At 70.9% G+C, this 24,142-nt stretch carries 19 protein-coding genes and 2 pseudogenes; 14 read left to right on the top strand and 7 right to left on the bottom strand.

The features are described from left to right. The first annotated feature begins 150 nt into the window (after nucleotides 1-150). Complete coding sequence (locus tag ASF44_RS01635) at nucleotides 151-1,269, top strand: AI-2E family transporter (RefSeq protein WP_056897421.1); 1,119 nt, start codon at nucleotides 151-153, stop codon at nucleotides 1,267-1,269. Nucleotides 1,270-1,282: 13 nt separating this feature from the next. On the opposite strand, the gene ASF44_RS01630 is transcribed toward ASF44_RS01635, so the two are convergent. Continuing rightward, on the bottom strand, nucleotides 1,283-1,633 hold the full coding sequence (locus ASF44_RS01630; protein ID WP_056897420.1) for a DUF1304 domain-containing protein: 351 nt from the start codon (nucleotides 1,631-1,633) through the stop codon (nucleotides 1,283-1,285). Here ASF44_RS01630 and ASF44_RS33210 point away from each other — a divergent pair. From ASF44_RS33210 to ASF44_RS01595, 7 genes are all read left to right on the top strand, one after another. Further along, nucleotides 1,542-1,958: a cysteine-rich CWC family protein gene (locus tag ASF44_RS33210; RefSeq protein ID WP_369820887.1), complete on the top strand. Its 417-nt coding sequence runs from the start codon at nucleotides 1,542-1,544 to the stop codon at nucleotides 1,956-1,958. The two genes, ASF44_RS01630 and ASF44_RS33210, sit on opposite strands and share 92 nt — an antisense overlap. Before the next feature lie 36 nt (nucleotides 1,959-1,994). Next, entirely contained in the window at nucleotides 1,995-2,183 is a 189-nt protein-coding gene (locus ASF44_RS01620; protein ID WP_056897418.1) for a 4-oxalocrotonate tautomerase, read from the top strand. 25 nt (nucleotides 2,184-2,208) lie between these two features. Further along, complete coding sequence (locus ASF44_RS01615) at nucleotides 2,209-3,675, top strand: MFS transporter (RefSeq protein ID WP_056897417.1); 1,467 nt, start codon at nucleotides 2,209-2,211, stop codon at nucleotides 3,673-3,675. A 3-nt stretch (nucleotides 3,676-3,678) separates the two neighbouring features. Continuing rightward, nucleotides 3,679-4,446 (top strand): class II glutamine amidotransferase, encoded by a 768-nt coding sequence (locus ASF44_RS01610; RefSeq protein WP_056897416.1) that lies wholly within the window; start codon nucleotides 3,679-3,681, stop codon nucleotides 4,444-4,446. Nucleotides 4,447-4,543: 97 nt separating this feature from the next. Then, nucleotides 4,544-5,356 (top strand): gamma-glutamyl-gamma-aminobutyrate hydrolase family protein, encoded by an 813-nt coding sequence (locus ASF44_RS01605; protein WP_235579096.1) that lies wholly within the window; start codon nucleotides 4,544-4,546, stop codon nucleotides 5,354-5,356. 58 nt (nucleotides 5,357-5,414) lie between these two features. Then, nucleotides 5,415-6,779: a glutamine synthetase family protein gene (locus ASF44_RS01600; protein WP_056897415.1), complete on the top strand. Its 1,365-nt coding sequence runs from the start codon at nucleotides 5,415-5,417 to the stop codon at nucleotides 6,777-6,779. Nucleotides 6,780-6,823: 44 nt separating this feature from the next. Then, nucleotides 6,824-8,212, top strand: coding sequence for an aspartate aminotransferase family protein (locus tag ASF44_RS01595; protein ID WP_056897414.1), 1,389 nt, complete (start codon nucleotides 6,824-6,826; stop codon nucleotides 8,210-8,212). A 3-nt stretch (nucleotides 8,213-8,215) separates the two neighbouring features. Here the strand turns inward: ASF44_RS01595 and ASF44_RS01590 are convergent, their stop codons facing one another. From ASF44_RS01590 to ASF44_RS01575, 4 genes are all read right to left on the bottom strand, one after another. Beyond that, on the bottom strand, nucleotides 8,216-8,779 hold the full coding sequence (locus tag ASF44_RS01590) for a cytochrome b (RefSeq protein ID WP_056897413.1): 564 nt from the start codon (nucleotides 8,777-8,779) through the stop codon (nucleotides 8,216-8,218). Nucleotides 8,780-8,828: 49 nt separating this feature from the next. Beyond that, nucleotides 8,829-9,632 carry an ABC transporter permease gene (locus ASF44_RS01585; RefSeq protein ID WP_056897412.1) on the bottom strand — a complete coding sequence of 268 codons (804 nt, stop codon included), beginning with the start codon at nucleotides 9,630-9,632 and terminating at the stop codon, nucleotides 8,829-8,831. An 87-nt stretch (nucleotides 9,633-9,719) separates the two neighbouring features. After that, nucleotides 9,720-10,538 carry an ABC-2 family transporter protein gene (locus tag ASF44_RS01580; RefSeq protein WP_056897411.1) on the bottom strand — a complete coding sequence of 273 codons (819 nt, stop codon included), beginning with the start codon at nucleotides 10,536-10,538 and terminating at the stop codon, nucleotides 9,720-9,722. A gap of 84 nt (nucleotides 10,539-10,622) precedes the next feature. Then, complete coding sequence (locus tag ASF44_RS01575) at nucleotides 10,623-11,618, bottom strand: ATP-binding cassette domain-containing protein (protein ID WP_056897410.1); 996 nt, start codon at nucleotides 11,616-11,618, stop codon at nucleotides 10,623-10,625. A gap of 70 nt (nucleotides 11,619-11,688) precedes the next feature. Here ASF44_RS01575 and ASF44_RS01570 point away from each other — a divergent pair, with 70 nt between their 5' ends. The 5 genes and pseudogenes from ASF44_RS01570 to ASF44_RS01555 all read left to right on the top strand — a co-directional run bounded on the left by ASF44_RS01570 (nucleotide 11,689) and on the right by ASF44_RS01555 (nucleotide 16,739). Further along, on the top strand, nucleotides 11,689-12,690 hold the full coding sequence (locus tag ASF44_RS01570) for a LacI family DNA-binding transcriptional regulator (RefSeq protein ID WP_235579095.1): 1,002 nt from the start codon (nucleotides 11,689-11,691) through the stop codon (nucleotides 12,688-12,690). 206 nt (nucleotides 12,691-12,896) lie between these two features. Next, on the top strand, nucleotides 12,897-13,856 hold the full coding sequence (locus tag ASF44_RS01565) for a tripartite tricarboxylate transporter substrate binding protein (protein ID WP_056897409.1): 960 nt from the start codon (nucleotides 12,897-12,899) through the stop codon (nucleotides 13,854-13,856). A gap of 4 nt (nucleotides 13,857-13,860) precedes the next feature. Then, nucleotides 13,861-15,087 (top strand): annotated as a pseudogene (locus tag ASF44_RS01560) (enolase C-terminal domain-like protein); the annotation flags it as partial. A 1-nt stretch (nucleotide 15,088) separates the two neighbouring features. Further along, a pseudogene (gudD, locus tag ASF44_RS32700) lies at nucleotides 15,089-15,286 on the top strand (glucarate dehydratase); the annotation flags it as partial. Nucleotides 15,287-15,302: 16 nt separating this feature from the next. Further along, on the top strand, nucleotides 15,303-16,739 hold the full coding sequence (locus tag ASF44_RS01555) for an aldehyde dehydrogenase family protein (protein ID WP_056897408.1): 1,437 nt from the start codon (nucleotides 15,303-15,305) through the stop codon (nucleotides 16,737-16,739). Between the two features lie 130 nt (nucleotides 16,740-16,869). Here the strand turns inward: ASF44_RS01555 and ASF44_RS01550 are convergent, their stop codons facing one another. Next, nucleotides 16,870-18,372 carry a glycine betaine ABC transporter substrate-binding protein gene (locus ASF44_RS01550; protein WP_200930541.1) on the bottom strand — a complete coding sequence of 501 codons (1,503 nt, stop codon included), beginning with the start codon at nucleotides 18,370-18,372 and terminating at the stop codon, nucleotides 16,870-16,872. Nucleotides 18,373-18,552: 180 nt separating this feature from the next. On the opposite strand from ASF44_RS01550, the gene ASF44_RS01545 reads away from it, so the two are divergent. Beyond that, a complete protein-coding gene (locus tag ASF44_RS01545) occupies nucleotides 18,553-19,698 on the top strand; it encodes an ROK family protein (protein WP_156374317.1) in 1,146 nt (381 codons plus the stop codon). Between the two features lie 16 nt (nucleotides 19,699-19,714). Here the strand turns inward: ASF44_RS01545 and ASF44_RS01540 are convergent, their stop codons facing one another. Continuing rightward, entirely contained in the window at nucleotides 19,715-23,908 is a 4,194-nt protein-coding gene (locus ASF44_RS01540) for a PAS domain-containing hybrid sensor histidine kinase/response regulator (protein ID WP_162243773.1), read from the bottom strand. Between the last annotated feature and the right edge of the window lie 234 nt (nucleotides 23,909-24,142).

Here is a 24,142-nt window from a genome sequence, read left to right as displayed (position 1 = left end):
GCTTCCCGCTGGTGAATGAAGACGGCGCCTGCGGGCGCCGTCTTGCATGGCGGACGGCGTCCCGTCCGACCTGCGTTGGTGGCGGACGGGCCAGGGCCAGGCGCGATTTGCCGATACGATGCGCGGCACCTCTGACAGCCTCTTCGTCCCATGTCCTCACAGTCCCCGGCACTCGAACAAAAAGCCTTCATCCTGCTGCTGGTGGCCGTCTCGGTCGCCTTTGGCTGGATCCTGCTGCCGTTCTACGGCGCAGTCTTCTGGGGCGCGGTGCTGGCCATCGTGTTCGCACCGCTGTACCGGCGCCTGCTGCGCAAGACCGGGCAGCGGCCCACGGTGGCGGCGCTGCTCACGGTGCTGCTCATCCTGGTGCTGGTGTTCCTGCCGCTGTCGCTGATCACGGCCTCCCTGGTGCAGGAGGGCACCGCGCTGTACGAGCGCATGCGCCAGGGCGATTTCAGCCTGGCCAGCTATGCGAACCAGATCTATGCCGCGCTGCCCGACTGGCTCACGCAGCTGCTGGGACGCTTCGGGCTCGACAACCTGTCGGTGCTGCAGCAGCGCGTCACCGCGGCCCTGAACGAAGGCGGCCAGAAGATCGCGGCCAGCGCGCTCAACATCGGCCAGAACACCTTCGACTTCGTGGTGGCCTTCTTCATCATGCTGTACCTGCTGTTCTTCCTGCTGCGGGACGGCGCGCAGCTGTCGCGCCGCATGCGCGATGCGATCCCGCTCAACGCGAGCTACCTGCGCAACCTCTCGGGCAAGTTCACCACCGTGATCCGCGCCACCGTGAAGGGCAACATCGCCGTGGCCGTGGTGCAGGGCGCGCTGGGCGGCGTGGCGTTCTGGTTCCTGGGCATCCACGCACCGGTGCTGTGGGCGGTGCTGATGGCCTTCCTGTCCTTGCTGCCGGCCGTGGGCGCGGGCCTGGTCTGGGGCCCGGTGGCCGCCTACCTGCTGGCCACCGGCGCGACGCTGCAGGGCATCGGCCTGATCGTCTACGGCGTGCTGGTGATCGGCCTGGTCGACAACGTGCTGCGCCCGCTGCTGGTCGGCAAGGACACCAAGATGCCCGACTACGTGGTGCTGATCAGCACGCTGGGGGGCATGGCGCTGTTCGGGCTCAACGGCTTCGTGATCGGGCCGCTGATCGCGGCCATGTTCATCGCCGTGTGGGACATCTTCGCCACCGAGCAGGCCCAGGCCAATGCACTGGCCGAGGCGACCGCGGCGCCCCAGCAGCCGCCGGCCGGCGACGAGGTCGTGTAGCCCAGCTCGCCCTCTACCGCAGCCAGAGCGCGGCCAGCGCCAGCAGGGCCGGCAGCGCCTGGATGAAGAAGATCTTGCGGCTGACCGTCAGCGCGCCGAACACGCCGGCCACCGCCACGCAGGCGAGGAAGAAGACCTTGATGTGCAGGCCTTCCACGCCCAGGTTCAGGCCCCAGAGCAGCCCGGCCGCCAGGAAGCCGTTGTACAGGCCCTGGTTGGCCGCCATGGCCTTGGTCATCTCGGCCTTCTCGGGCGTGAGGTTGAACGCCTTCATGCCCTGCGGCTTGTCCCAGAGCACCATCTCCAGGACCAGGAAGTACAGGTGCAGCAGCGCGACGAGGACGATCAGGATGTTGGCCAGCATGAGGTTCTCCTTGTTCTGGGGGATCGGTGATCGATCGATTGTGCAGGCGCCTGCGCCACCTCCCGCCCGAGCCCTGGCGAACGCGGGCTTGGCCTACACTGAATCGATGCATGCCGCACCTTCCAAGCCGCCGCCCGTGCCCGATGCTGGCCGCTGCCCCTTGTGTGGCCAACCCAGCGCGTGCGCGATGGCAGCCGGCGCCGATGGAGCGCGTGCCGCCGATTGCTGGTGCATGCAGGCGCGCATCGCGCCCGAGGTGCTGGCGCGCGTCCCGCTGGCCGCGCGCGGCCTGGCCTGCGTCTGCGCGCGTTGTGCCCAGGGCTAACATGCGCGGCTTTCAGCCCTTTCAGGAGAAGAACCCATGCCCACCTACCACGTTGAAATGATGGAAGGCCGCACGGTCGAGCAGAAGAAGAAGCTCGTGGCCGAGCTCACCCGCGTGTCCGTCGAGATCCTCGGCGGCTCGCCCGAGTCCGTGGACATCATCATCACCGACATCAAGCGCGAGAACTGGGCCACTGGCGGCCAGCTCTGGTCCGAGAAAAAGTAAGCGGGCCGGCAACGGCCCTGTTCCCTTGAGCGCGACGTCTTCCCTGCCCGACCTGCGGGCCCGCTATGGGCCGCGTTACCGCTGGCTGCTGCTGCTGTCGGTGATGGTGGGCACCATCGCATCCATCATGTCCTCCACCATCGTCAACGTGGCGGTGCCGGACATGAGCCACCAGTTCGCGCTGGGGCCGTCGCGTGCCGCCTGGGTCAGCTCGGGCTTCATGGTCGCCATGACCAGCTCCATGCTGACCACGCCCTGGCTGCTGGCGCGCTACGGCTACCGCCGCACCTATTCGGGCGCCATGTGGCTGCTCATGGCCGGCGGCATCGCGGGCGGTTTCGCGTCGGACTACGGCCTGGTGCTCGCCGCGCGCGTGGCCGAGGGCCTGGCCGCGGGCGTGGTGCAACCCATCCCGGCCATCATCATCCTGCGCGCCTTCCAGCCGCACGAGCAGGGCCGCGCGACCGGCATCTTCGGCATGGGCGTGGTGCTGGCGCCGGCCATCGGCCCCAGCATCGGCGGCCTGCTGGTCGAGGCCTTCGGCTGGCGCTCGATCTTCTTCATGGTCGTGCCGTTCTGCATCGCCTCGCTGTGGCTGGCGCGCACCTATGTGCCGATGACGGCGCCGGGCGGCGCGGCGGCCACGCGCGACGGCGGGCGGCTCGACTGGTCCGGGCTGGCCCTGGGCACCGTGGGCACGCTGTGCCTGCTCAACGGCATGGTGGAACTGCACGCGCGGCCGGGCGCGTTCGCCATGCTGCTGCTGGCCGCCGCGGTGGCCGCCTTCGGCACCTTCATCTGGTGGCAGGAGCGCCAGACACGCGGCGGCGGCCTGCCGTTGATGGACATGCGGCTGTTCCAGTCGCGCGCCTACGCCATGGGCTGCGTGGTCTCGGGCATCTACGGCACGGCCCTGTTCGGCTCCACCTACCTGCTGCCGGTCTACATGCAGTCGGCGCTGCACCTGTCGGCCGCGCACGTGGGCACGATCCTGGTGCCCGCCAGCCTGGTGCTGGCCGGCACCATGGCCCTGGTCGGCCGGCTCGCGGACCGCAAGCCCGCGTCGCTGCTGGTCAGCACGGGCCTGGCGCTGCTGGCGGCCTCGTTCGCGCTCATGATGACGGTGCCGGCGGCCAGCCCGATCGCCTGGCTCGTGGCCTGGGCCATCCTGGGCCGCATCGGCCTGGGCTTCATCCTGCCTTCGCTGAATTTGGGCGCCATGCGTTCGCTCGACAAATCGTTGATCCCGCAAGGCGCCAGCGCGATCAACTTCCTGCGCATGCTGGGCGGCGCCACGGGCGTGAGCCTGTGCGGCATCGTGCTCGAGTGGCGGCTCGCCGCGCACGGCCAGAGCCTGATGCCGCAGGCCGGCGTGAGCCCGGAGCGCCTGGCCGCGTTCAACGAGACCTTCCTGATGCTGGCCGCGCTGTGCGTGCTGGCGATCGCGGCTGCGCGGCAGCTGCGCGCCAACCCGCGCGCGGCAGGAGCCTGACCCATGTGCCAGTTGCTCGGCATGAACTGCAACACGCCGACCGACGTGGTGTTCAGCTTCACGGGCTTCGCCGAACGCGGCGGCCGCACCGACCACCACAGCGACGGCTGGGGCATCGCCTTCTTCGAGGGCCATGGGCTGCGGCATTTCGTGGACCACCAGAGCGCCTGCGAATCGCCCGTGGCCGAGCTGATCCGCCGCTACCCGATCAAGAGCCGCAACGTCATCTCGCACATCCGCAAGGCCACGCAGGGCGTGGTGGCGCTGGAGAACTGCCACCCCTTCGTGCGCGAGCTCTGGGGCCGCTACTGGGTGTTCGCGCACAACGGCGACCTGAAGGACTTCCACCCGCGCCTGCATGCGGCGTTCCGCCCGGTGGGCAGCACCGACAGCGAGCGCGCGTTCTGCTGGATCATGCAGGAACTGGCCAAGTCGCATGCCGGCGTGCCCACGGTGGAGGAGCTCAGCATCACGCTGCGCGAGCTGGCGCCGCGCATCGCGCGGCACGGCACCTTCAACTTCCTGCTGTCCAACGGGCAGGCGCTGTGGGCCCATGCCTCCACGCTGCTGCACTACGTGGAGCGGCGCCATCCGTTCACGCAGGCCCAGCTGGCCGACGAGGACCTGTCGGTCGACTTCTCCAGCCTGACCACGCCGGACGACCGCGTGGCCGTCGTCGTGACCACGCCGCTCACGACCAACGAGGCCTGGACGGCCTTCGCGCCGGGCGAACTCAAGGTCTTCGTCGACGGCGCACTGACCCCGTTTTAAGGGCTTACGCGGGCCGGGGACGATGGCCCGGCAGGTACATTGGCATACCCCTTGCACACGCAACGGGCATGGCGCAACAGACCCCCTGAGCAAGCCCGTGAGCACCCACACGCCGATCCCGCCCCGCCCGGGCAGCCCGCCGGTGGTCCTGGTGCCTGCCTGCAGCAAGCGGCTGGGCGAGCACCCCTTCCATGTCGCGGGCAACAAGTACATCGAGGCGGTCCGGCTCGCGGGCTGCCTGCCACTCGTGGTGCCGGCGGCGCAACCGGACGAGCTGGACGCCTTGCTCGACCTGGCCGACGGCGTGCTGCTCACCGGTTCCGCCTCCAACGTCCATCCCCGGCACTTCGGCGAGGACGTGCACGACAGCAGCCTGCCGCTGGACGAGCTGCGCGACGCCTGGACGCTGCCGCTGGTGCGCGCCGTGCTGCAGCGGGGCATGCCGCTGTTCGCCATCTGCCGCGGTTTCCAGGAGGTCAATGTCGCGCTGGGCGGCAGCCTGCACCAGGCCGTGCAGGAGCAGCCCGGCCTGGCCGACCACCGTGCGCGCGACGCCGACGCCGTCCACACGCAGTACGGCCCGGCGCACCCCGTGCGGCTGCTGCCCGGCGGGGTGCTGCAGGCCGTGCTCGGCGCCGACGCGCTGCAGGTCAACAGCCTGCATGGCCAGGGCATCCAGCGCCTGGCGCCGGGGCTGCGCGTGGAGGCGCTGGCGCCCGACGGCCTCATCGAGGCCTTCTCCGATCCCCGGTCCACGGGCTTCAACCTGTGCGTGCAGTGGCACCCGGAATGGCAGGCGGCGGACAACCCCGCCTCGCGCCAGCTGCTGGCGGCGTTCGGCGCGGCATGCCGCCGCTGGCGCGCGGCGCACGGGCGCGACCAGGAGGGCGAGCGCGTGCCCGAGACCTAGCGGCCATGGCCTCTCTCCGTCCCCCGGTACCGCAACACAGGCAAGAGGAAAGGCAAGCATGGTCGTCCGAGACAATTTCACGTTCAGCGATCTGGAGCAGTGGCTCAACGAGCGCCGCGTCACCGAGATCGAGTGCCTGGTGCCCGACCTCACGGGCGTGGCGCGCGGCAAGATCCTGCCGCGCGAGAAGTTCACCGAGGACCGCGGCATGCGGCTGCCCGAGGCCATCGTCGCCATCGGCGTGACGGGCGAGTTTCCCGAGCAGGGCCCCTACTACGACGTCATCACGCCGACCGACCGCGACATGCACCTGCGCCCGGACCCGGCCACCGTGCGCATCGTGCCCTGGGCGAGCGACCCGACCGCGCAGGTCATCCACGACTGCTTCGACCGCAACGGCAACCTCATCCCCTACGCGCCGCGCTCGGTGCTGCGCCGCGTGTGCAACCTGTTCACGGCCGAAGGCTGGAATCCGGTGGTCGCGCCCGAGCTGGAGTTCTACCTGGTCGAGCGCAATGTCGACCCCAACCAGCCGCTGCGTCCGCCGCGTGGCCGCAGCGGCCGTGCCGAGACCTCGCGCCAGGCCTACTCCATCGACGCGGTCAACGAGTTCGATCCCTTGTTCGAGGACATCTACGCCTACTGCGAGAAGATGGAGCTCAACGTCGACACGCTGATCCACGAGGTCGGCGCCGGCCAGATGGAGATCAACTTCTTCCACGACCACCCGCTGGGCCTGGCCGACGAGGTGTTCTTCTTCAAGCGCACCATCCGCGAGGCCGCGCTGCGCCACGAGATGTACGCCACCTTCATGGCCAAGCCCATGGCCCACGAGCCGGGCAGCGCCATGCATGTGCACCAGAGCGTGCTCGACCGGGACGGCCGCAACATCTTCAGCAACCCGGACGGCAGCGCTTCGGACGCCTTCCGCTGGTACATCGGCGGGCTGCAGCGCTACATCCCGGCGGCCATGGCGCTGTTCGCGCCCTACGTGAATTCGTACCGGCGCCTGGCGCGCTCGACGGCCGCGCCGATCAACATCCAGTGGGGCACGGACAACCGCACCGTGGGCATCCGCGCGCCCGTGGCCGAGCCGGCCGCGCGGCGCATCGAGAACCGCGTGATCGGCGCCGATGCCAACCCCTACGTGGCGCTCGCGGCCACGCTGGCCTGCGGCTATCTGGGCATGAAGAACCGCATCGAGCCCAAGCCCGAGTGCAAGGGCGACGCCTACCTGGGCGAGTACAGCCTGCCGCGCAGCCTGGGCGAGGCGCTGGAGCTGCTCAAGGCCAAGGTCGACCTGCACGACGTGCTGGGCAAGGAGTTCGTGACCGTCTACACCGAGGTCAAGGAGATCGAGTACGAGGAGTTCATGAAGGTCATCTCGCCCTGGGAGCGTGAGCACCTGCTGCTGCACGTTTGACCGGCCGTTTCCGCACCCCTGACCACCGCATTGCACGGAGCCCCATGCACACATCCACCAGCGAACGCAGCACCCAGGAATGGCAGCGCGCCGATGCCGCCCACTTCCTGCACCCTTTCACCGATTTCCAGAGCCTGGCCCGCAAGGGCTCGCGCATCATCACCGCGGCCTCGGGCATCTACCTGCACGACAGCGAGGGCCACAGGATCCTGGACGCCATGTCGGGCCTGTGGTGCGTGAACGTCGGCTACGGCCGGCAGGAACTGGTCGACGCGGCCACGCGCCAGCTGCAGGAGCTGCCCTTCTACAACGCCTTCTTCCAGACCGCCACGCCACCGGCCATCGCGCTGGCCGAACTGCTGGCCGAGGTCACGCCGCCGCAGTTCCAGCATGTGTTCTTCACGAGCTCGGGCTCGGAAGGCAACGACACCGTGGTGCGCATGGTGCGCCGCTACTGGGACCTGCTGGGCCAGCCCGGGCGCCAGGTCATCATCAGCCGCAAGAATGCCTACCACGGCTCCACCATGGCCGGCGCCTCGCTCAGCGGCATGGGCGGCATGCATGCCCAGGGCGGGCTGCCGATCCCCGGCATCGTCCACAAGGAGCAGCCGTATTGGTACGAGCTCGGCCGCAGCATGTCGCGCGACGAATTCGGCCTGGTGGCCGCCGGCTGGCTGGAGGACAAGATCCTCGAGGTCGGTGCCGACAAGGTGGCCGCCTTCATCGGCGAGCCCGTGCAGGGCGCCGGCGGCGTGATCGTGCCCCCGGACACCTACTGGCCCGAGATCCAGCGCATCTGCGAGAAGTACGGCATCTTGCTGGTGTCCGACGAGGTCATCTGCGGTTTCGGCCGCACCGGCCATTGGTTCGGCTGCGAGCGCTTCGGCACCCGGCCCGACCTCATGACATTCGCCAAGGGCGTCAGCTCCGGCTACATCCCGCTGGGCGGCGTGATGGTGGGCGAGCGCGTGGCCAAGGTGCTGATCGAGCGCGGCGGCGAGTTCAACCACGGCTACACCTACTCCGGCCATCCGGTGGCCTGCGCGGTGGCGCTGGCCAACATCGGGCTGATCCGGCGGGAGCGCCTGGTCGAGCGCGTGCGCGATGACACCGGCCCCTACCTGGCCGCGGGTTTCGATGCGCTCAAGGACCACCCGCTCGTGGGCGAGGTGCAGACCTGCGGCCTCATGGGCGCGGTGCTGCTGGTCCAGGACAAGGCCAGCGGCACGCCCTTTCCCGAAGCGCTGGAGCTGGGCATGGTCTGCCGTGGCCACTGCTTCGGCAACGGGCTCGTCATGCGGGCAGTGGGCGACCGCATGATCGTCGCGCCGCCGCTGGTGATGACGCGCGCGCAGATCGACGAGATGCTGGTCCTGATCCGCCGCTGCCTGGACCTCACCTGGGCCGACGCGCAGCGAAACGGCTGGGTGTGAAGGCTAGCGTGTGCGCCCCACCATGCGCTGCGCCACCCCGTCGCGCCACCACCAGCGGTGCAGCAGCACCATGCCCACATGCCCGGCCACGAGCGCCAGCAGCGTCCAGGCCAGCAGCCCGTGCGCCGCGTTGGCCGGCGCCATCAGCGCTTCGTTGCGGGCGCTGGCGCCCCACAGCGGCAGCGTGTTGAACCAGGTGAAGGCGCGGCCCGAGCCGTACGCGCGCACCAGCGCCAGCAGTGGCACCACCGCCATCAGCAGGTACAGCGCCCCGTGGCCGGCGGCCGCCGCGCGGCCCAGCCAGCCCGTGCCATGCGGCGGGCGCCGGCGCGCGTTGGCCAGGCCCCAGGCGCCGCGCAGCAGCACCAGCACCATCAGCAGCAGGCCCACGCTGGAATGCGAGCCCACGAAGAACGACACCAGCGGCGTGCGCCCCAGCGCCAGCCGCAGGCCCATGCCGACGAACTGCCAGGCGAACAGCAGCGCCATGCCCCAGTGCAGCCAGCGGCTGATGCGGCCGTAGCGGTCGGGGGAGTCGAGCCAGACGGAGGTGGGGGCTGTTTGCATGCGGCAGCACTGTAGGCAGTGGCCGTAAATCCGTGGTGGACGTAGGCCTTCAGCTGCCCGTGGACGCGTAGTGCCGCACGCCCACGCGCCAGGCCGCGAACGACAGCGCGAGGAACGCGAAGCCGGCCAGCGGCGAGATCCAGCCCAGCCAGCCGGGCGCGCCCAGCGGATCGGCGCGGCCCAGGATGGCCAGGCCCGGGTAGTAGGCCACGCAGGCCAGCGGTACGACGAAGGTCAGCAGGCGGCGGAACCAGCGCGCGTACACGGCCATCGGGTACTGGCCGGCCTCCACGCCACCGTAGGTGAACACGTTGGCGATCTCCAGGCTCTCCACGGTCCAGAAGGCCAGCGTGCCCTGCAGCACCAGGATGCCCAGGAACAACGCCACGCCACCGGCCACGCAGAACAGCGCCAGCGCCACGGTGGCCGGCGTCCAGGCGATGGGCGCGGCCACCGAGGCGAACGCCAGCACGGCCAGCGCCTGCAGCAGCCGGCCGAAGCGCGAGAGCCGCACCTCGTGTGCCATGAGCTGCAGCGCGAGCGGGCGCGGGCGCAGCAGCAGCCGGTCGAAGCTGCCGGTGCGCAGGAACTCCGTGCCCAGGATGTCGAAGCCGCGGCCCAACGCATCGGCCAGCGCGAACATGGTGTGCACGAGCGCGTAGAACAGCGCCACCTCGCCGATGCGCCAGCCCTGCACGCTGCCGAAGCGGTCGAACAGTGCCCAGATCGCCACCACCTCGATGCCCGTGACGAGGAACTGCGACAGCGTCAGCAGCAGGGCCGAGGCCGGGTAGCGCAGCTGGCCGCGCAGCGAGGCGGCCACCAGGCGCAAGAACAGGCGGATGTGCGTCATGCCGGCGCCGCCCGGGCGCCCGCGGGCGCCGAGGCGCCCCCTTGGCGGGCAGCCATGTGCCAGGCGGTGCGCGTGGGGCCCATGCGCTCAGCCGCCCTGGATCTCGAGCTTGCGCATGGTGCGCGCCATGAGCGCGCGCCCCAGCGCGACCAGCACCACGGCCCAGAACGCCTGCAGTGCGAGCAGGCCCGCCGCCTGCGCGCCCGTGGCCTGCGCCATGTACAGCCGCATCGGGATGTCGGTCAGCCCGGCCAGCGGCTGCAGCAGCAGCGCCCGCTGCCAGCCGTCGGGCAGCAACGCCAGCGGCAGCAGGTTGCCCGACAGCAGGATCACCAGCGGGACCGCGAAGGCGTTGATGCCACGCGCATCCAGTGCTGCGGCGGCCGCGATGTTGAGCAGCATCACCAGGGCCGTGGACAGCACCAGCGCCAGCAGCGCCGACACCGCGAAGGCCACAGCGGCGGCGACGCCCGCCGGCGGCTGCCAGGCCCAGGCGCCGAAGCCTGCCAGCGGCAGCAGCACGGCCGCGAAGGCCGCCATCAGCGCCACGCGCGGCAGCACGCGCGCGGCGATCCAGCCGGCGCTGCGTGCGAACCACAGCGCGTAGGCGTCCACGGGGCGCAGCCGGTCGTAGGCCACGGCGCCTGTGCGCACGGCCAGCGCCACCTCGGGGTCGCCGCTCCAGGGCAGCAATGCCAGCAGGCCCTGCGCCACCCAGGTGTAGGTGATGGCCTGGGCCAGCGTCATGGCCGGCGCGGCGCTGCCAGCCTGGCCGAAGAAGGCTGCCAGCACCATGACCTTGATGCCACCCCACCAGCACTGCGTGCCGAAGCCCGCGAGCGCCGCCGTGCGGTACTGCAGCACCTGCAGGAAGCGCGAGACGAAGATGGCGCGGTAGGCGGGCATGTCAGCGCCGCCCGGCCGCCCGAAGGCGCTGACCCGCCCCCTCGGGGGGCAGCGATACGCGAAGCGATGAGCGTGGGGGCATGGTCAGCCTTCCGCCGCGCCGTGCAGCGCATAGAAGCGCGTGATGACCTCTTCGATCGCCAGCCCTTCGAGCCGGATGTCCTCGACCGCGTGCGCGGCCGCGATGCGCGCGATCAGCGCCGGCGCGGCCACCTGCGCCGGGTCGAAGCCCAGCACCAGCGTGCGGCCTTCGCGCGCGATCTCGCGCACGCCGGCCTGGTCCAAGGCCGCAGGCGGCGCCTCGGCGAAGTCCACCAGCAGCCGGCGCTCGGCCAGCACCTGGGCGCGCAGCGCGGCCACGGGGCTGTCGGCCAGCACGCGGCCGTGGCCGATCACGATCACACGCTCGGCCAGGGCCTCGATGTCGTGCATGTCGTGCGTGGTCAGCAGCACCGTGGTGCCGCGCTCGCGGTTGGCGCGGCGCACGAAGTCGCGCACGGCCAGCTTGGAGGGCGCGTCCAGGCCGATGGTGGGCTCGTCCAGGAACAGCAGGTCGGGTTCGTGCAGCAGCGCGGCGGCGATCTCGGCGCGCATGCGCTGGCCCAGCGAGAGCTGGCGCACGGGCTGGTCCAGCACGCGCTCGAGCTGCAGGCTGACCACCAGCTCGTCGCGCGTGGCACGGTAGCGGCGCGGGTCCACGCGGTAGATGTCGCGCAGGAGGTCGAAGCCTTCGCCCACCGGCAGGTCCCACCAGAGCTGGGTGCGCTGGCCGAACACCACGCCGATGCGGCCCACGTGCCGCTGCCGGTCGGCGAACGGGTCGCGCCCGTCCACCGTCACGCGGCCACCGTCGGGCCGCAGGATGCCAGCCAGGATCTTGACCGTGGTGGACTTGCCCGCGCCGTTGGGGCCGATGAAGCCCAGCAGTTCGCCGCGTTCGAGCTGGAACGACACGCCGGCCAGCGCCTGGACCGTGCGGTGGCGGCGCTGCCACAGGCCCCGCAGCGCGCCGGCCAGGCCCGGGGCGCGCTCGGCGATGCGGTAGGTCTTGGCGAGCTGTTCGACGACGATCTGCGGCATGGGGGCGCGGATTCTCGCAGCGTGCCGGAGTTGGTCACAATGCCTGCCTTTCCACGCCCACCCAAGAGCTGTGAACCCAGGCGCCAAGCCCTTCACGATCCAGGATGTCGCCCGCATCGCCGGCGTCTCCGCCATGACCGTCTCGCGCGCGCTCAACACGCCGCAGAAGGTCTCGCCCGACACGCTGGAGCGCGTGCGCGAGGCCGTGCGGCGCACGAACTTCGTGCCCAACGCCATGGCCAGCGGCCTGCGCCGCTCGCGCGCGCGGCTCGTGGCTGCGCTGCTGCCGACCATGGTGGGGCCGGTGTTCCAGGAGATGGTGGAGGCGCTCGACCTGGCGCTGCACGAGCGCGGCTACCAGCTCATGATCGGCCAGAGCGGCTACGACGCCGCGCGCGAGGACGAGTTGCTGCGCGCCATCGTGCAGCGCCGGCCCGATGGCGTCGTCGTCACGGGCGTGGTGCGTTCCGAAGAAGGGCGGCGCGTGCTGCGCGCCAGCGGCATCCCGGTCGTCGAGACATGGGAACTGACGGCCACGCCGATCGACATGCTGGTCGGCTTCTCGCATCCGGCCATCGGCGCGGCGGTGGTCGACTACCTGCACGCGCGCGGCCACCGCCATGTGGCCATGGTCAGCGCCGGCGACCCGCGCGCGCTCACGCGCGTGACGGCCTTCACCGGGCGCGCCCAGGCGCTGGGCCTGCAGACCTCGCTGACGGCCTTCACGAAAGCGCCCAGCACCATGGGCGCCGGCCGCGCCGGGCTGGCCGAGCTGCTGGCGCGCGCGCCCGGTGTCACGGCGGTGTTCTGCAGCTCCGACATGCTGGCGCTGGGCGCGGCCGTCGAGGCGCGCGAACGCGGCATCGCGGTGCCGGGGCAACTGGCCATCGTCGGCATGGGCGACCAGAGCTTCGCGGCCGATGCCGCGCCGCCGCTGACCACGGTGCGCATCGACGGCACGCGCATCGGCCGGCTGGCGGCCGAGATGGTGGTGGCGCGGGTCGAAGGCCAGGCGCTGGACGCCGCCGTGGTCGACATCGGCTTCTCCATCGTCGAGCGCGCCAGCACCTGATCGGCGCCCTGCGCCGGCAGCGTTACCGATAGCACGGTGTCGCCCGGATGACCGATCCGGCGACGGCCCGTCGGTCTTCAGGGTAATCACCTAGATGCGTGTCCGCGAAGTTTGGCTATCGTTAACACAAAGATTGTTAACGATAACTTTTGCGCGTTTGCGCTTGCGCAGGCCGTGCCCCCATCCCCGTCCTTCAGGAGAAACCAATGAAAAAGATGCTCGCCGCCGTGGCCTGCACGCTGTCCCTCGTGGCCGGTGCCCAGACCACCTGGCCCGACAAGCCCGTGACCATCGTCGTGCCCTTCCCGGCCGGCGGCTCCACCGACATGGTGGCGCGCGCCATGGCGCTGCAGATGGGCACCGCCCTGGGCCAGAGCTTCATCGTCGACAACAAGCCGGGCGCCACGGGCACCATCGGCGCGGGCTTCGTCAAGCGCGCCGCGCCGGACGGCTACACGCTGCTGGTGTCCTCGCTGGGCGCCTTCGTCGTCACGCCGCACCTGGTCAAGAGCGTGCCCTACGACGCCACCAAGGATTTCGACTACATCAGCGTGCCCGTGCAGGCGCCGAACGTGCTGGTCGCCAGCCCCAAGCAGAAGGAGCGCACGCTGGCCGAGGTCATCGCGCTGCTCAAGGCCAACCCCGGCAAGGTCAGCTTCGCGAGTTCGGGCAACGGCTCGTCCGACCATTTGTCGGCCGAGGTGTTCTGGCAGCAGAGCGGCACCGAAGGCCTGCACGTGCCCTACAAGGGCGGTGCGCCGGCCATCAACGACCTGCTGGGCGGCCAGGTGGACTTCTCGTTCCAGAACGTCAACGCGGTGCTGCCGCACATCAAGGCCGGCAAGCTGCACGCCATCGCGGTGACGGGCGACAAGCGCTCGCCCGTGCTGCCCGACGTGCCCACGCTGGCCGAGGCCGGCGTCAAGGGCGCCGAGGTCTACTCGTGGCAGGGCCTGGCGGCCCCCAAGGGCCTGCCCGCCGCGGTGAAGGACAAGCTGGCCAAGGCCGCCGTCGCCGCCATGAACGACCCGGCCGTCAAGCAGCGCATGCTGGAGCAGGGCCTGGAGATCGTGGCCAGCACGCCGGCCGAGTTCACGGCCTTCCAGGCCAAGGAATGGACGCGCTGGAAGACGCTGATCGACACCCGCAAGATTTCGGCGGACTGAGCCCGTGGCCAGCCCCATCGTCAAAGACCTGCGTGTCGTGCCCGTGGCGGGCCACGACGACATGCTCATGAACCTGTCGGGCGCCCACGGCCCGTACTTCACGCGCAACCTGCTGATCCTGACCGACAACGCCGGCCACACCGGCGTGGGCGAGGTGCCCGGCGGCGAGAAGATCCGCCAGACGCTGGAAGACGCCCGCGCGCTCATCGTCGGCCAGCCCATCGGCAACTACCAGGCGATCCTGAACGCCATGCGCACGCAGTTCGCCGAGCGCGACAGCGGCGGCCGCGGCCTGCAGACCTTCGACCTGCGCGTGGCCATCCACGCCGTCACGGCTGCCGAATCCGCCCTGCTCGACCTCTTGGGCCAGCACCTGGAAGTGCCCGTCGCCGCCCTGCTCGGCGAAGGCCAGCAGCGCGATGCCGTGCAGATGCTGGGCTATCTGTTCTATGTCGGTGACCGCGACAAGACGGATCTCGCCTACCGCCGCGAACCGGAGGCCGACAACGCCTGGTTCCGCCTGCGCCATGAGAAGGCCATGACGCCCGAAGCCATCGTGCGCCTGGCCGAGGCCGCCCAGGAACGCTATGGCTTCCAGGACTTCAAGCTCAAGGGCGGCGTGCTGCGTGGCGACGAAGAGGTCGACGCCGTCACCGCCCTGCACGAGCGCTTCCCCGAAGCCCGCGTCACGCTCGACCCCAACGGCGGCTGGCTGCTGAAAGACGCCATCCGCCTGGGCCAGCGCATGCGCGGCGTCGTCGCCTATGCCGAAGACCCCTGTGGCGCAGAAGGCGTGTTCAGCGGCCGCGAAGTCATGGCCGAGTTCCGCCGCGCCACCGGGTTGCCCACCGCCACCAACATGGTCGCCACCGACTGGCGCGAGATGGCGCACAGCCTGTCGCTGCAGTCGGTCGACATCCCGCTGGCCGACCCGCACTTCTGGACCATGGCCGGCTCSGTGCGCGTGGCCCAGCTGTGCCAGGCCTTCGGCCTGACCTGGGGCTCGCACAGCAACAACCACTTCGACGTCTCGCTGGCCATGTTCACGCACGTCGGTGCGGCCGCACCGGGCAAGGTCACGGCCATCGACACGCACTGGATCTGGCAGGACGGCCAACGCCTCACGAAAGAGCCGTTCAGGATCGAAGGCGGCTACGTGCAGGTGCCCAAGAAGCCGGGCCTGGGCGTGGAGCTGGACATGGCCGAGGTCGAGAAGGCGCACCAGCTGTACNCCGTTCAGGATCGAAGGCGGCTACGTGCAGGTGCCCAAGAAGCCGGGCCTGGGCGTGGAGCTGGACATGGCCGAGGTCGAGAAGGCGCACCAGCTGTATTTGCAGCACGGCCTGGGCTCGCGCGACGACGGCGTGGCCATGCAGTACCTCATCCCGAACTGGAAGTTCGACAACAAGCGCCCATGCATGGTGCGCTGAACCGGAGTAGATATCGATGCAGAACCATGACAACCTGATCAACGGCGAATGGGTCGCGGGCAAGAGCTACAGCCCCAACCTGAACCCGAGCAACCTGGCCGACGTGCTGGGCCAGTACACGCAGGGCGATGCGGCGCAGGTCGATGCCGCCGTGGCGGCCGCCACCGCCGCGTTCCCGGCCTGGGCCACGGGCTCGGTGCAGGCGCGCAGCGACGCGCTGGACAAGATCGGCACCGAGATCCTGGCCCGCAAGGAAGAGCTGGGCACGCTGCTGGCCCGCGAAGAGGGCAAGACCAAGGCAGAAGGCATGGGCGAAGCCGCCCGCGCCGGCCAGATCTTCAAGTTCTTCGCCGGCGAATGCCTGCGCCTGTCGGGCGAGACGCTGCCCTCCGTGCGCCCCGGCATCGGCGTGGAGATCACGCGCGAGCCCGTGGGCGTGGTCGGCCTCATCACGCCGTGGAACTTCCCGATCGCCATCCCGGCCTGGAAGATCGCCCCGGCCCTGGCCTTCGGCAACTGCGTGGTCTTGAAGCCTGCCGACCTGGTGCCCGGCAGCGCCTGGGCGCTGGCCGAGATCATCAGCCGCTCGGGCATCCCGGCGGGCGTGTTCAACCTGGTCATGGGCCGCGGCAGCGTGATCGGCAATGCGCTGGTCGGCCATGCCGGCATCCATGCCATCAGCTTCACGGGTTCGACCGGCGTGGGCCGCAACATCGCGCTGGAATGCGTCAAGAGCGGCAAGAAGGTGCAGCTGGAGATGGGCGGCAAGAACCCGCAGATCGTGCTGGACGACGCCGACCTGAACCAGGCCGTCGAGCTCAGCGTGCAGAGCGCGTTCTACTCCACGGGCCAGCGCTGCACGGCCTCCAGCCGCCTCATCGTCACGCAAGGCATCTACCCCAAGTTCATCGAGGCGATGCAAGCCCGCATGGCCAAGATCAAGGTGGGCGACGCGCTGGCGCAGGGCACCGACATCGGTCCCGTCTCCAGCCAGAGCCAGCTCGACCAGGATCTGGAATACATCCAGATCGGCAAGGGCGAGGGCGCCACCCTGGCGGCAGGCGGCGAACGCCTGAAGCTGGACACGGACGGCTTCTACATGAGCCCCGCGCTGTTCAGCGAGAGCGCCAAGACCATGCGCATCAACAAGGAAGAGATCTTCGGCCCGGTCGCCAGCGTGATCCGCGTGAAGGACTACGAGGAAGCATTGGCCACGGCCAACGACACCGAGTTCGGCCTGTCGGCCGGCATCGCGACCACGAGCCTGAAATACGCCACGCACTTCAAGCGCCACAGCCAGGCCGGCATGGTCATGGTGAACCTGCCGACCGCGGGCGTGGACTACCACGTGCCGTTCGGCGGCCGCAAGGGCAGCAGCTACGGCCCGCGCGAGCAGGGCAAGTACGCGCAGGAGTTCTTCACGACGGTGAAGACGGCCTACACGCTGGCCTGAGCCACGGCAGGCGCCCGTGGCGCCTGCGCGCCATCGCCAGGGCCCGGTCCGCAAGGACCGGGCCTTTTTGTTTTGGGGACGCGACCCGCAGGCGCGCACTGCGGCGCCTGCGCGGTCACACGCGAGAAGGTCAGCGCCGCCTGCGGCGCAGCGCGTATTCCAGCAGCTCGAACACCGCTTCGCTGGCCAATGCCAGCGCGGCGGCCGGCACGGCGCCGGCGAGCAGCAAGGCCTTGTCGTTGAGCGCCAGGCCCGTCACGATGCGCTCGCCGAAGCCGCCTGCGCCGATGAAGGCCGCGATGGTGGCAGTGCCGATGGCGATCGTGGTCGCCGTGCGCACGCCGGCGATCAGCGTCGGCAGGGCCAGCGGCAGCTGCACCAGCCGCAGGTTCTGGCCTCCCGTCATGCCCAGGGCCGTGCCGGCCTGCTTCAGGCCGGCCGACACGTCGGCCAGGCCCGTCACGGCGTTGCGCATGATGGGCAGCAGCGCGTACAGCGTCAGCGCGATCAGCGCGGGCAGGGTGCCGATGGCGCCGATGGCCGAGATCAGCACGGCCAGCAGTGCGAGCGAAGGCACGGTCTGCAGCAGCCCGGCCGCGCCCAGCACCAGCGCGCGCAGCCGCACGTGCGGAAACACCCAGATCGCGACCGGCACGCCGAGCAGTGTGGCCAGGCCGACCGAGATCGCCACGAGCGCCAGGTGCTGGCGCGCCAGGCGTGGCAGGTCGGCGCCCAGCAGCCGGTCGACGAAGCCGTTCCGGTGGTCCGCAGCCACGGCGCCGCCGGCCAGGAAGTCGCGCGCGATGCGGTCGAACGGCTGGCCTTGCAACTCGGCCCGCGCGTTCATGGCGATCATGGCGCGCTCGTCGATGCGGCCCTCGAGCCGTTGCAGCGCGGCCCAGGCCTGGGGCAGGCGCTGCGGCACGTCCAGCCGGTACAGCACCACCGCGTCGTAGCGCGGGAAGTAGGCGCGGTCGTCTTCCAGCACGCGCAGGCCCAGGTGGTCGATCTTGGCGTCGGTGGTGTAGATGTCGATCACGTCCACCTGCCCGGCCGTCACCGCGTCGTAGGCCAGGCCATGGTCCAGGCCCGTGGGCGCCTGCGGCAGGCTGTAGTGCCTGGCCACGCCGCGCCAGCCGTCGGCACGGCCGATGAATTCGTTGGACAGGCCGAACTTCAACGTGGGGTGCTGCGCCAGGTCGCTCAGGCTGCGGATGCCCAGGCGCTCGGCCTCGCTGGCCCGCATGGCGAAGGCGTAGCCGTCGTTGAAGCCGAGCGGGATCGCCACGCCCAGGCCCAGCGGTGCCAGTGCGGCCTGCATGGCCTCGCGCGTGAGGGGCGCGGGGCTGCGCAGGATCTCGGCCGAGATGGTGCCGGTGTACTCGGCGTACAGGTCGATGGCCCCCGAGCGCAGGGCCTCGTAGACGATGGCCGTGTTGCCCAGGCCCTGGCGCACGGTGGGCGCGCTGCGCAGTTGCGGTGCGGCTGCCTGGGCCAGGATCTCGGCCAGGATGTAGGACTCCGTGAAGCGCTTGGAGCCGACGCGCAACGTGCCTTCGTCGGCCGCGGATGCGGCGTTGCCCGCGCAGGCCAGCACCAGCGCGAGCCAGGCGGTGGTGAGGATGTGGCGCATGGTGGGCATCGGGCCCAGTGTAGTGACGGACCCTGCGCGCGTCATGGGCCGCCGTCCTACGCAGGAATGCGCGGCGCGGCCATGTGCATGGCGCGTGCCTGCCGGCCGACGGCGCAGGCGCGGTATTGCAAGATCGGCGCGCGCCGCACCCGCAAGGCGCCAACCCAAGGACCTGCAACGATGAGCAAGAAAGCAGCGCGCGCCAAGGAGACGGCCAAGAACAAGCCCAAGCCGCCGGCCAAGCGCAAGAAGCGCCACATGCCCAGTGTGGTCGGTGCGCACCACGGCACGTCGGCACTGGCCGCACTCGACATCGCGGGCTACAACCTGGAGGTGTCGGACGAGGACGGCTTCGTCGGCGACCGCGCGAGCCAGACGGCATTCCGCCAGTTGCTCGACGTCTGGCGCAAGCGCTGCCGCGACAAGGGGCGCGCCGATCCGCTGGGCGACCTGCCTTCGGCCCAGCTCAGCAAGAAGGTGCTGGACCGCGCGTTGCGCGGCAAGGCGGCGTCGGAAGCCGGTGACCTGGTGCGCGGCGCCATTGAGGAGTTCGCCGTCGAGCTGACCGATGTGATCGAACGCTTCATGCGCCAGAAGGCCTGGAGCGGTGTGCAGCGCATCGTGATCGGTGGCGGCTTTCCCGAGAGCGAGGTCGGCGAGCTGGCCATCCTGCAGGCCGCCGCGCTGTGCCATGTGGCCGAGATTCCTGTGGAGCTGGCGCGGCTGCGCCACGAGCCCGACGATGGCGGCCTGATCGGCTGGGTGCACCTGGCGCCGCCGCACTTCGCCGAGCATGCCGATGCGCTGCTGGCGCTGGACATCGGCGGCACCAACGTGCGCTGCGGCATCGTGAAGTTCCGGCGCGACAAGGCGGCCGACCTGTCGCGCGCCAAGGTCGTGCGCCGCGCCAAGTGGCGCCATGCCGACGACGAGCCCAGCCGCACTGCGCTGGTCGACGGGCTGGTGGCCATGCTGGCCGACATGATCGCCTGGGCCAGCCGGCACGGGATCCGGCTCGCGCCGTTCGTGGGCATCGCCTGCCCGGGCCTGATCCGCGAGGACGGCAGCATCGCGCGCGGCGCACAGAACCTGCCCGGCAACTGGGCGGCCGACACCTTCCACCTGCCGACCGCGCTGCGCGAGAAGCTGCCCGTGATCGGCCACGACGCGACGCAGGTGCTGATGCACAACGATGCCGTGGTGCAGGGCCTGTCGGAGCTGCCCTTCATGCGCGACGTGAAGCGCTGGGCCGTGCTGACCATCGGCACGGGCCTGGGCAACGCCAGCTACGTGAACAAGGGGCCGCGGGAGCCGGCCGCGCCCTGACGGGGCGCGCGCGCCGTCATGCGCTGGCCTGGGCCGTGGCCTGTCGCAGCGCGGCGAGCGCGGCCTCGAAGTCGTAGGCGGCCACGGCCCGGGCCAGCGCTGCATGGTGCGGCCCGAGCGCCGCGCCCAGGGCCACGTGGTGCTCGGCCAGGAGTTCGGCCGCCTCGGCATCGTCCTGTGCCAGCAACTGCGCCAGGCGCTGCAGCAGCGCGGCATCGGCCACGGCCGTGGCTGGCGCGGCGGCCTCCAGGTGCGCCACCGGTGCAGGCGCGGGCGCGAGGTGCGGCCCCAGCGCATTGAGCAGCGCATGCAGGCTGGCGGTCATGCCGGCCAGCAGGGCGTCGACGGCGGGGCGGGGCTGCCGTTCGCGCAGCGCCTGTTCCAGCGCACCGGCGTGCTGCTGCAGGTCGTGCGCACCGATGTTGCCGGCCACGCCCTTGAGCGTGTGGGCCAGGCGCTCGGCCGTTGCCGGGTCGCCGTCGTGCAGCGCCTGGCCGATCGCCGCGGGTGCCTGGGCCTGGCCGGCCGCGAACTTCTCCAGCAGGCTGCGGTACAGCGCCTGCTTGCCCAGCACGCGGCGCAGGCCTGCGGCCACATCCAGCCCCGCCACCACGGGCAGGCCGGCCGGCCCGGGCGCTGGCACGGACTGCGGCCCTGACTGCGGCCCTGACTGCGGCGCTGGCGCCGACATGTGGGCCTGTGCCGGGGCGGCCTCGCTGGCGCCGCTGCCCAGGCCGGCGCGTGGCCGCAGCCAGCGCGCCAGCGCCAGCCACATCGCATCGGGCTCGATGGGCTTGGCGATGAAGTCCTGCATGCCGGCCTGCAGGCAGCGGTCGCGGTCGGCCTGCATGGCATTGGCGGTCATGGCCAGCACCGGCATGCCGTCGTGGCGTGGGTCCCCGCGCAGCAGGCGCGTCGCGGTCACGCCGTCCATGACCGGCATCTGCATGTCCATCAGCACCAGGTCGTAGGGCGGCGTGCGCGCGGCCTGCGCCTGCACCATGTCGATGGCAAGCTGGCCGTTGTCGGCGATGTCGACGACGAAGCCCGCATCGCGCAGCAGTTCGCCGGCCACCTGCTGGTTGAGGTCGTTGTCCTCGACCAGCAGGATGCGCGCGCCGCGCAGCCCACGCAGCGCGTCGAGCGCGCCGCTGCGGCCCACCACGGCCGGGCCCGGCGCCGCGATGGCGGTGCCGTGGCTGGCGCGCATCATGGTGTCCAGCAGCTCCGATGCGCTGACGGGCTTGAGCACCAGGTGGGCGATGCCGGCGTGCTGGGCGCCCTGGACGACTTCCTCGCGTCCGTAGGCCGTCACGATCATGAACTCGGGCTGGCGCGGCAGCTGCAGCGCGCGGATCGCCGCAGCGGTCTGCAGGCCATCCATGCCGGGCATGCGCCAGTCGAGCATGGCGAAGTCGAAGGGCTGGCCGGTGTCTGCGGCCTCGCGCGCCGCGGCCACGGCGTCGGCGCCCGAGTGCACGATGCTCACCTTCAGCGACATGTGTTCGAGCATCTCGCCGAGCACGGCGGCGGCGTGTTCGTTGTCGTCCACCACGAGTGCGCGCTGCCCGCGCAGGTCGACCAGCGGCAGGGCTGCGGCGGCGCGGCGCTCGCCCAGGCCCAGCCGCGCCGTGAACCAGAACACCGAGCCCTGGCCCGGTTCGCTGCGCACGCCGACCTCGCCGCCCATCAGCGTGGCCAACTGCTTGCTGATCGCCAGGCCCAGGCCGGTGCCGCCGTAGCGCCGGGTGGTGGAGGTGTCGGCCTGCTCGAAGCTGCGGAACAGGCGGCCCATCTGTTCGTCCGACAGGCCGATGCCGGTGTCGCGCACCTCGAAGCGCAGCACGGCCGTGGGGCCGCCGCAGCCGTCGGCCTGCGCGCCGTGCAGGCTGTCGACGCGCACCACGATGCCGACCTCGCCCTGCTCGGTGAACTTGACGGCGTTGTTGACGTAGTTGATGAGGATCTGGCCGATGCGCAGCGGGTCGCCGATGAGTTGCTGCGGCACATCGGCGGCGACGTCGAACACGAGTTCGAGGTTCTTGGCGGTGGCCTTCTCGGCCACCACGCCGGAGACGGTGGCCATCATGCCGTCCAGCTCGAAGGGCGTGGACTCCACGTCCAGCTTGCCGGCCTCGATCTTGGAGAAGTCCAGGATGTCGTTGAGGATGCCCAGCAGGTGCTGGCCCGCCTGCTGGATCTTGGCGACGTAGTCGCGCTGGCGCGGCGTGAGTTCCGTGCGCAGGGCCAGGTGCGCCATGCCGATGATGGCGTTCATCGGCGTGCGGATCTCGTGGCTCATGTTGGCCAGGAAGTCGCTCTTGGCGCGGCTGGCGGCGCCGGCTTCGTCGCGCGCGCGCACCAGGGCGGTCACGTCCATCAGCGCGCCGGTCATGCGGATGGCGCGGCCCTCGGCGTCGCGCTCGATGCGGCTCAGGCTCTGCAGGCTGCGCACGCTGCCATCGGGCAGCAGCACGCGGCACTCGTCGCGGTGGGTGAAGGCGGTGGGGTCTTTCAAGGCGTCGAAGTAGCTTTTGGCGTGGCGCTCCTGGTCCTCCTTGATGAGCCGCTTGTTCCAGTCCCAGAAGCTGCGCTCGTTCGATCCTTCCAGGCCCCACAGGCGTTCGAGCTGCGGGCTCCAGTAGTGCTCGTCCGTGACGAGGTCCAGGTCGAACAGGCCGATACCGCCCGCATCCTGCGCCACGTTGAGCTGGGCGCTGGCCTTCTGCAAGGCCTCGCGGGTCCTGTTCTGCTCCATCATGTCGACGACCACCCCGACCATGCCGGCGGCCGAGCCGTCCGGCCGCGCAATGGTGCTGGCCGAATACAGCGTGGGGTGCAGGGTGCCGTCGGCGAAGCGCAACGCCTCCTCGCGCTGGAAGGTGCCGCGCCCTTGCACCAGCGCCAGCTGTTCCTGCAGCAGCTGGCGCGCCCGTTCGTCCGGCATGGCGCCGAGGGCCAGCGCGTCCGTGCCCAGGAGCTGCTGCGGGTCGGCACCGAAAGCCTGCCGGAAGGCCGTGTTGATGCCCAGGAAGCGCGCCTGCGCGTCCTTGTAGAACATGGGCATGGGCACGGCGTCGAGCACCGACTGCAGGAACGCGGTGTGCTCGGCCCCGGTCTGCAGGGCGGCATGGCGGTGCCGTGCCTTCTGGCTCAGCGAGCGGCTCGCCAGCAGGATCAGCAGCAGGCCGAGCGCCGCCAGGATGCCGGTGACCATGCGGTGCAGCTGGCGCATGGGCGCCACCGCATCCAGGGCGCTCAGCGTGAGCAACTGGTAGCCGGATTCGGACAGGTCGGCGCGTTCGACCACGTAGGGCGTGCCCTGCACCAGCCAGTGGTTGGCGTGCAGCAGGTCCGGCGGCCGCTGCACCGCCAGGGCCGCCAGCGCGGGCCCGGCGGCGGGGGCGCCGGGGTCGGGCGCGGCCGGCGCCGGGGCCGCGTCACCGGCCAGCGGGCCGACGCGGTGCAGGACGAAGTCGGCGCGCGATGAGGCCAGCACCATGCCGTCGCCGTCGATGATGGCCGCGACGCGCTGGCCGGCCAGCATCTCGTTCATGGTGGCGGTGTCCAGCCGCACGACCACCGCGCCGAAGGTGCCGTCGTTCGCATCCACGCGGCTGGCCACGTAGAAGCCGGGATGCCGGCCGTCGCTGCCCAGGTCGAAACGGCGCCCCACGCCTTCGAGCAGCACCTGGTAGAAGTAATCGCGGTCGCCGTAGCTGGCGCCCAGCAGGCCGCCGGGCTCGGTCCAGTCGCCGCTGGCGATCACGGTGCCCGAGCGGTTGACGACGAACATCTGGTCGTAGCCCAGGTCCTGGATCAGCCGGCGCAGGTAGTTGCCCACGTTGCGCACCAGCGGATCCTGCGACAGCGTGGCCGCCCGTTCGGCCGCCGTCTGCGCGGTTGCGATGGGTGTGTTGACAACGAAGCGGCGCGAGACATCGATCACGTCGACCTGGTGCGCCGCCATGTTGGAGACGCTGCCGAGCTCCACGAACATGCGGTCGATGAGCCGTCCGGTGGACGAGGCGTCCAGCCGGGCGCCGTCGGCGAGGTTCTCGACCTGGGCGCCGACGATGCGGCCGGACAGCAGGTGGCCCGCCAGCAGGGTCGCCGCCAGCCAGGCCAGCGCCGCCACGGCGGTCCACAGGTGGATCTGCCGCAAGGGAGGTGGGGCGTCGGCGGGTGTCGGCGCGGGCGATGGCGGCATGCAATGGCTCCGTTGGCGGCGAGGTCGGCGCGCGTGGCCCTGGCCGGGTGCGGGCAACATCTTGCCTCAACGGCTGGTGTGCACCGTGACCGCAGGGCTCGCGGGGGACGCCGTTTGTAGCAAATCTGCTGGCGCCCGCAGTGGGGCCGGCCGTGCATGCGCAAAGCTGGCGCGGTCCGGCCAGCAACGCATGCGAAGGCTGTCGCCGGGCAGCGCGCCCGGCGGCCATGCGCC

Origin of the sequence: Pseudorhodoferax sp. Leaf274 (assembly GCF_001422445.1) — a bacterium.
In the GTDB taxonomy this organism is placed as follows: Bacteria; Pseudomonadota; Gammaproteobacteria; order Burkholderiales; family Burkholderiaceae_C; genus Pseudorhodoferax.
The sequence above is the reverse complement of the archived record's forward strand: the minus strand, read 5'-3'. Positions and strand labels throughout refer to the sequence as shown.

What these genes read in the sequence shown, in the direction of transcription:
- ASF44_RS01635 (WP_056897421.1), top strand. Translation starts at nt 151, where the DNA reads ATGTCCTCACAGTCCCCGGCACTCGAACAAAAAGCCTTCATCCTGCTG.
- ASF44_RS01595 (WP_056897414.1), top strand. Translation starts at nt 6,824, where the DNA reads ATGCACACATCCACCAGCGAACGCAGCACCCAGGAATGGCAGCGCGCC.
- ASF44_RS01620 (WP_056897418.1), top strand. Translation starts at nt 1,995, where the DNA reads ATGCCCACCTACCACGTTGAAATGATGGAAGGCCGCACGGTCGAGCAG.
- ASF44_RS01630 (WP_056897420.1), bottom strand. Translation starts at nt 1,633, where the DNA reads ATGCTGGCCAACATCCTGATCGTCCTCGTCGCGCTGCTGCACCTGTAC.
- ASF44_RS01610 (WP_056897416.1), top strand. Translation starts at nt 3,679, where the DNA reads ATGTGCCAGTTGCTCGGCATGAACTGCAACACGCCGACCGACGTGGTG.
- ASF44_RS01540 (WP_162243773.1), bottom strand. Translation starts at nt 23,908, where the DNA reads ATGCCGCCATCGCCCGCGCCGACACCCGCCGACGCCCCACCTCCCTTG.
- ASF44_RS01545 (WP_156374317.1), top strand. Translation starts at nt 18,553, where the DNA reads ATGAGCAAGAAAGCAGCGCGCGCCAAGGAGACGGCCAAGAACAAGCCC.
- ASF44_RS01590 (WP_056897413.1), bottom strand. Translation starts at nt 8,779, where the DNA reads ATGCAAACAGCCCCCACCTCCGTCTGGCTCGACTCCCCCGACCGCTAC.
- ASF44_RS01565 (WP_056897409.1), top strand. Translation starts at nt 12,897, where the DNA reads ATGAAAAAGATGCTCGCCGCCGTGGCCTGCACGCTGTCCCTCGTGGCC.
- ASF44_RS01600 (WP_056897415.1), top strand. Translation starts at nt 5,415, where the DNA reads ATGGTCGTCCGAGACAATTTCACGTTCAGCGATCTGGAGCAGTGGCTC.
- ASF44_RS33210 (WP_369820887.1), top strand. Translation starts at nt 1,542, where the DNA reads ATGCCCTGCGGCTTGTCCCAGAGCACCATCTCCAGGACCAGGAAGTAC.
- ASF44_RS01550 (WP_200930541.1), bottom strand. Translation starts at nt 18,372, where the DNA reads ATGCGCCACATCCTCACCACCGCCTGGCTCGCGCTGGTGCTGGCCTGC.
- ASF44_RS01575 (WP_056897410.1), bottom strand. Translation starts at nt 11,618, where the DNA reads ATGCCGCAGATCGTCGTCGAACAGCTCGCCAAGACCTACCGCATCGCC.
- ASF44_RS01555 (WP_056897408.1), top strand. Translation starts at nt 15,303, where the DNA reads ATGCAGAACCATGACAACCTGATCAACGGCGAATGGGTCGCGGGCAAG.
- ASF44_RS01585 (WP_056897412.1), bottom strand. Translation starts at nt 9,632, where the DNA reads ATGACGCACATCCGCCTGTTCTTGCGCCTGGTGGCCGCCTCGCTGCGC.
- ASF44_RS01580 (WP_056897411.1), bottom strand. Translation starts at nt 10,538, where the DNA reads ATGCCCGCCTACCGCGCCATCTTCGTCTCGCGCTTCCTGCAGGTGCTG.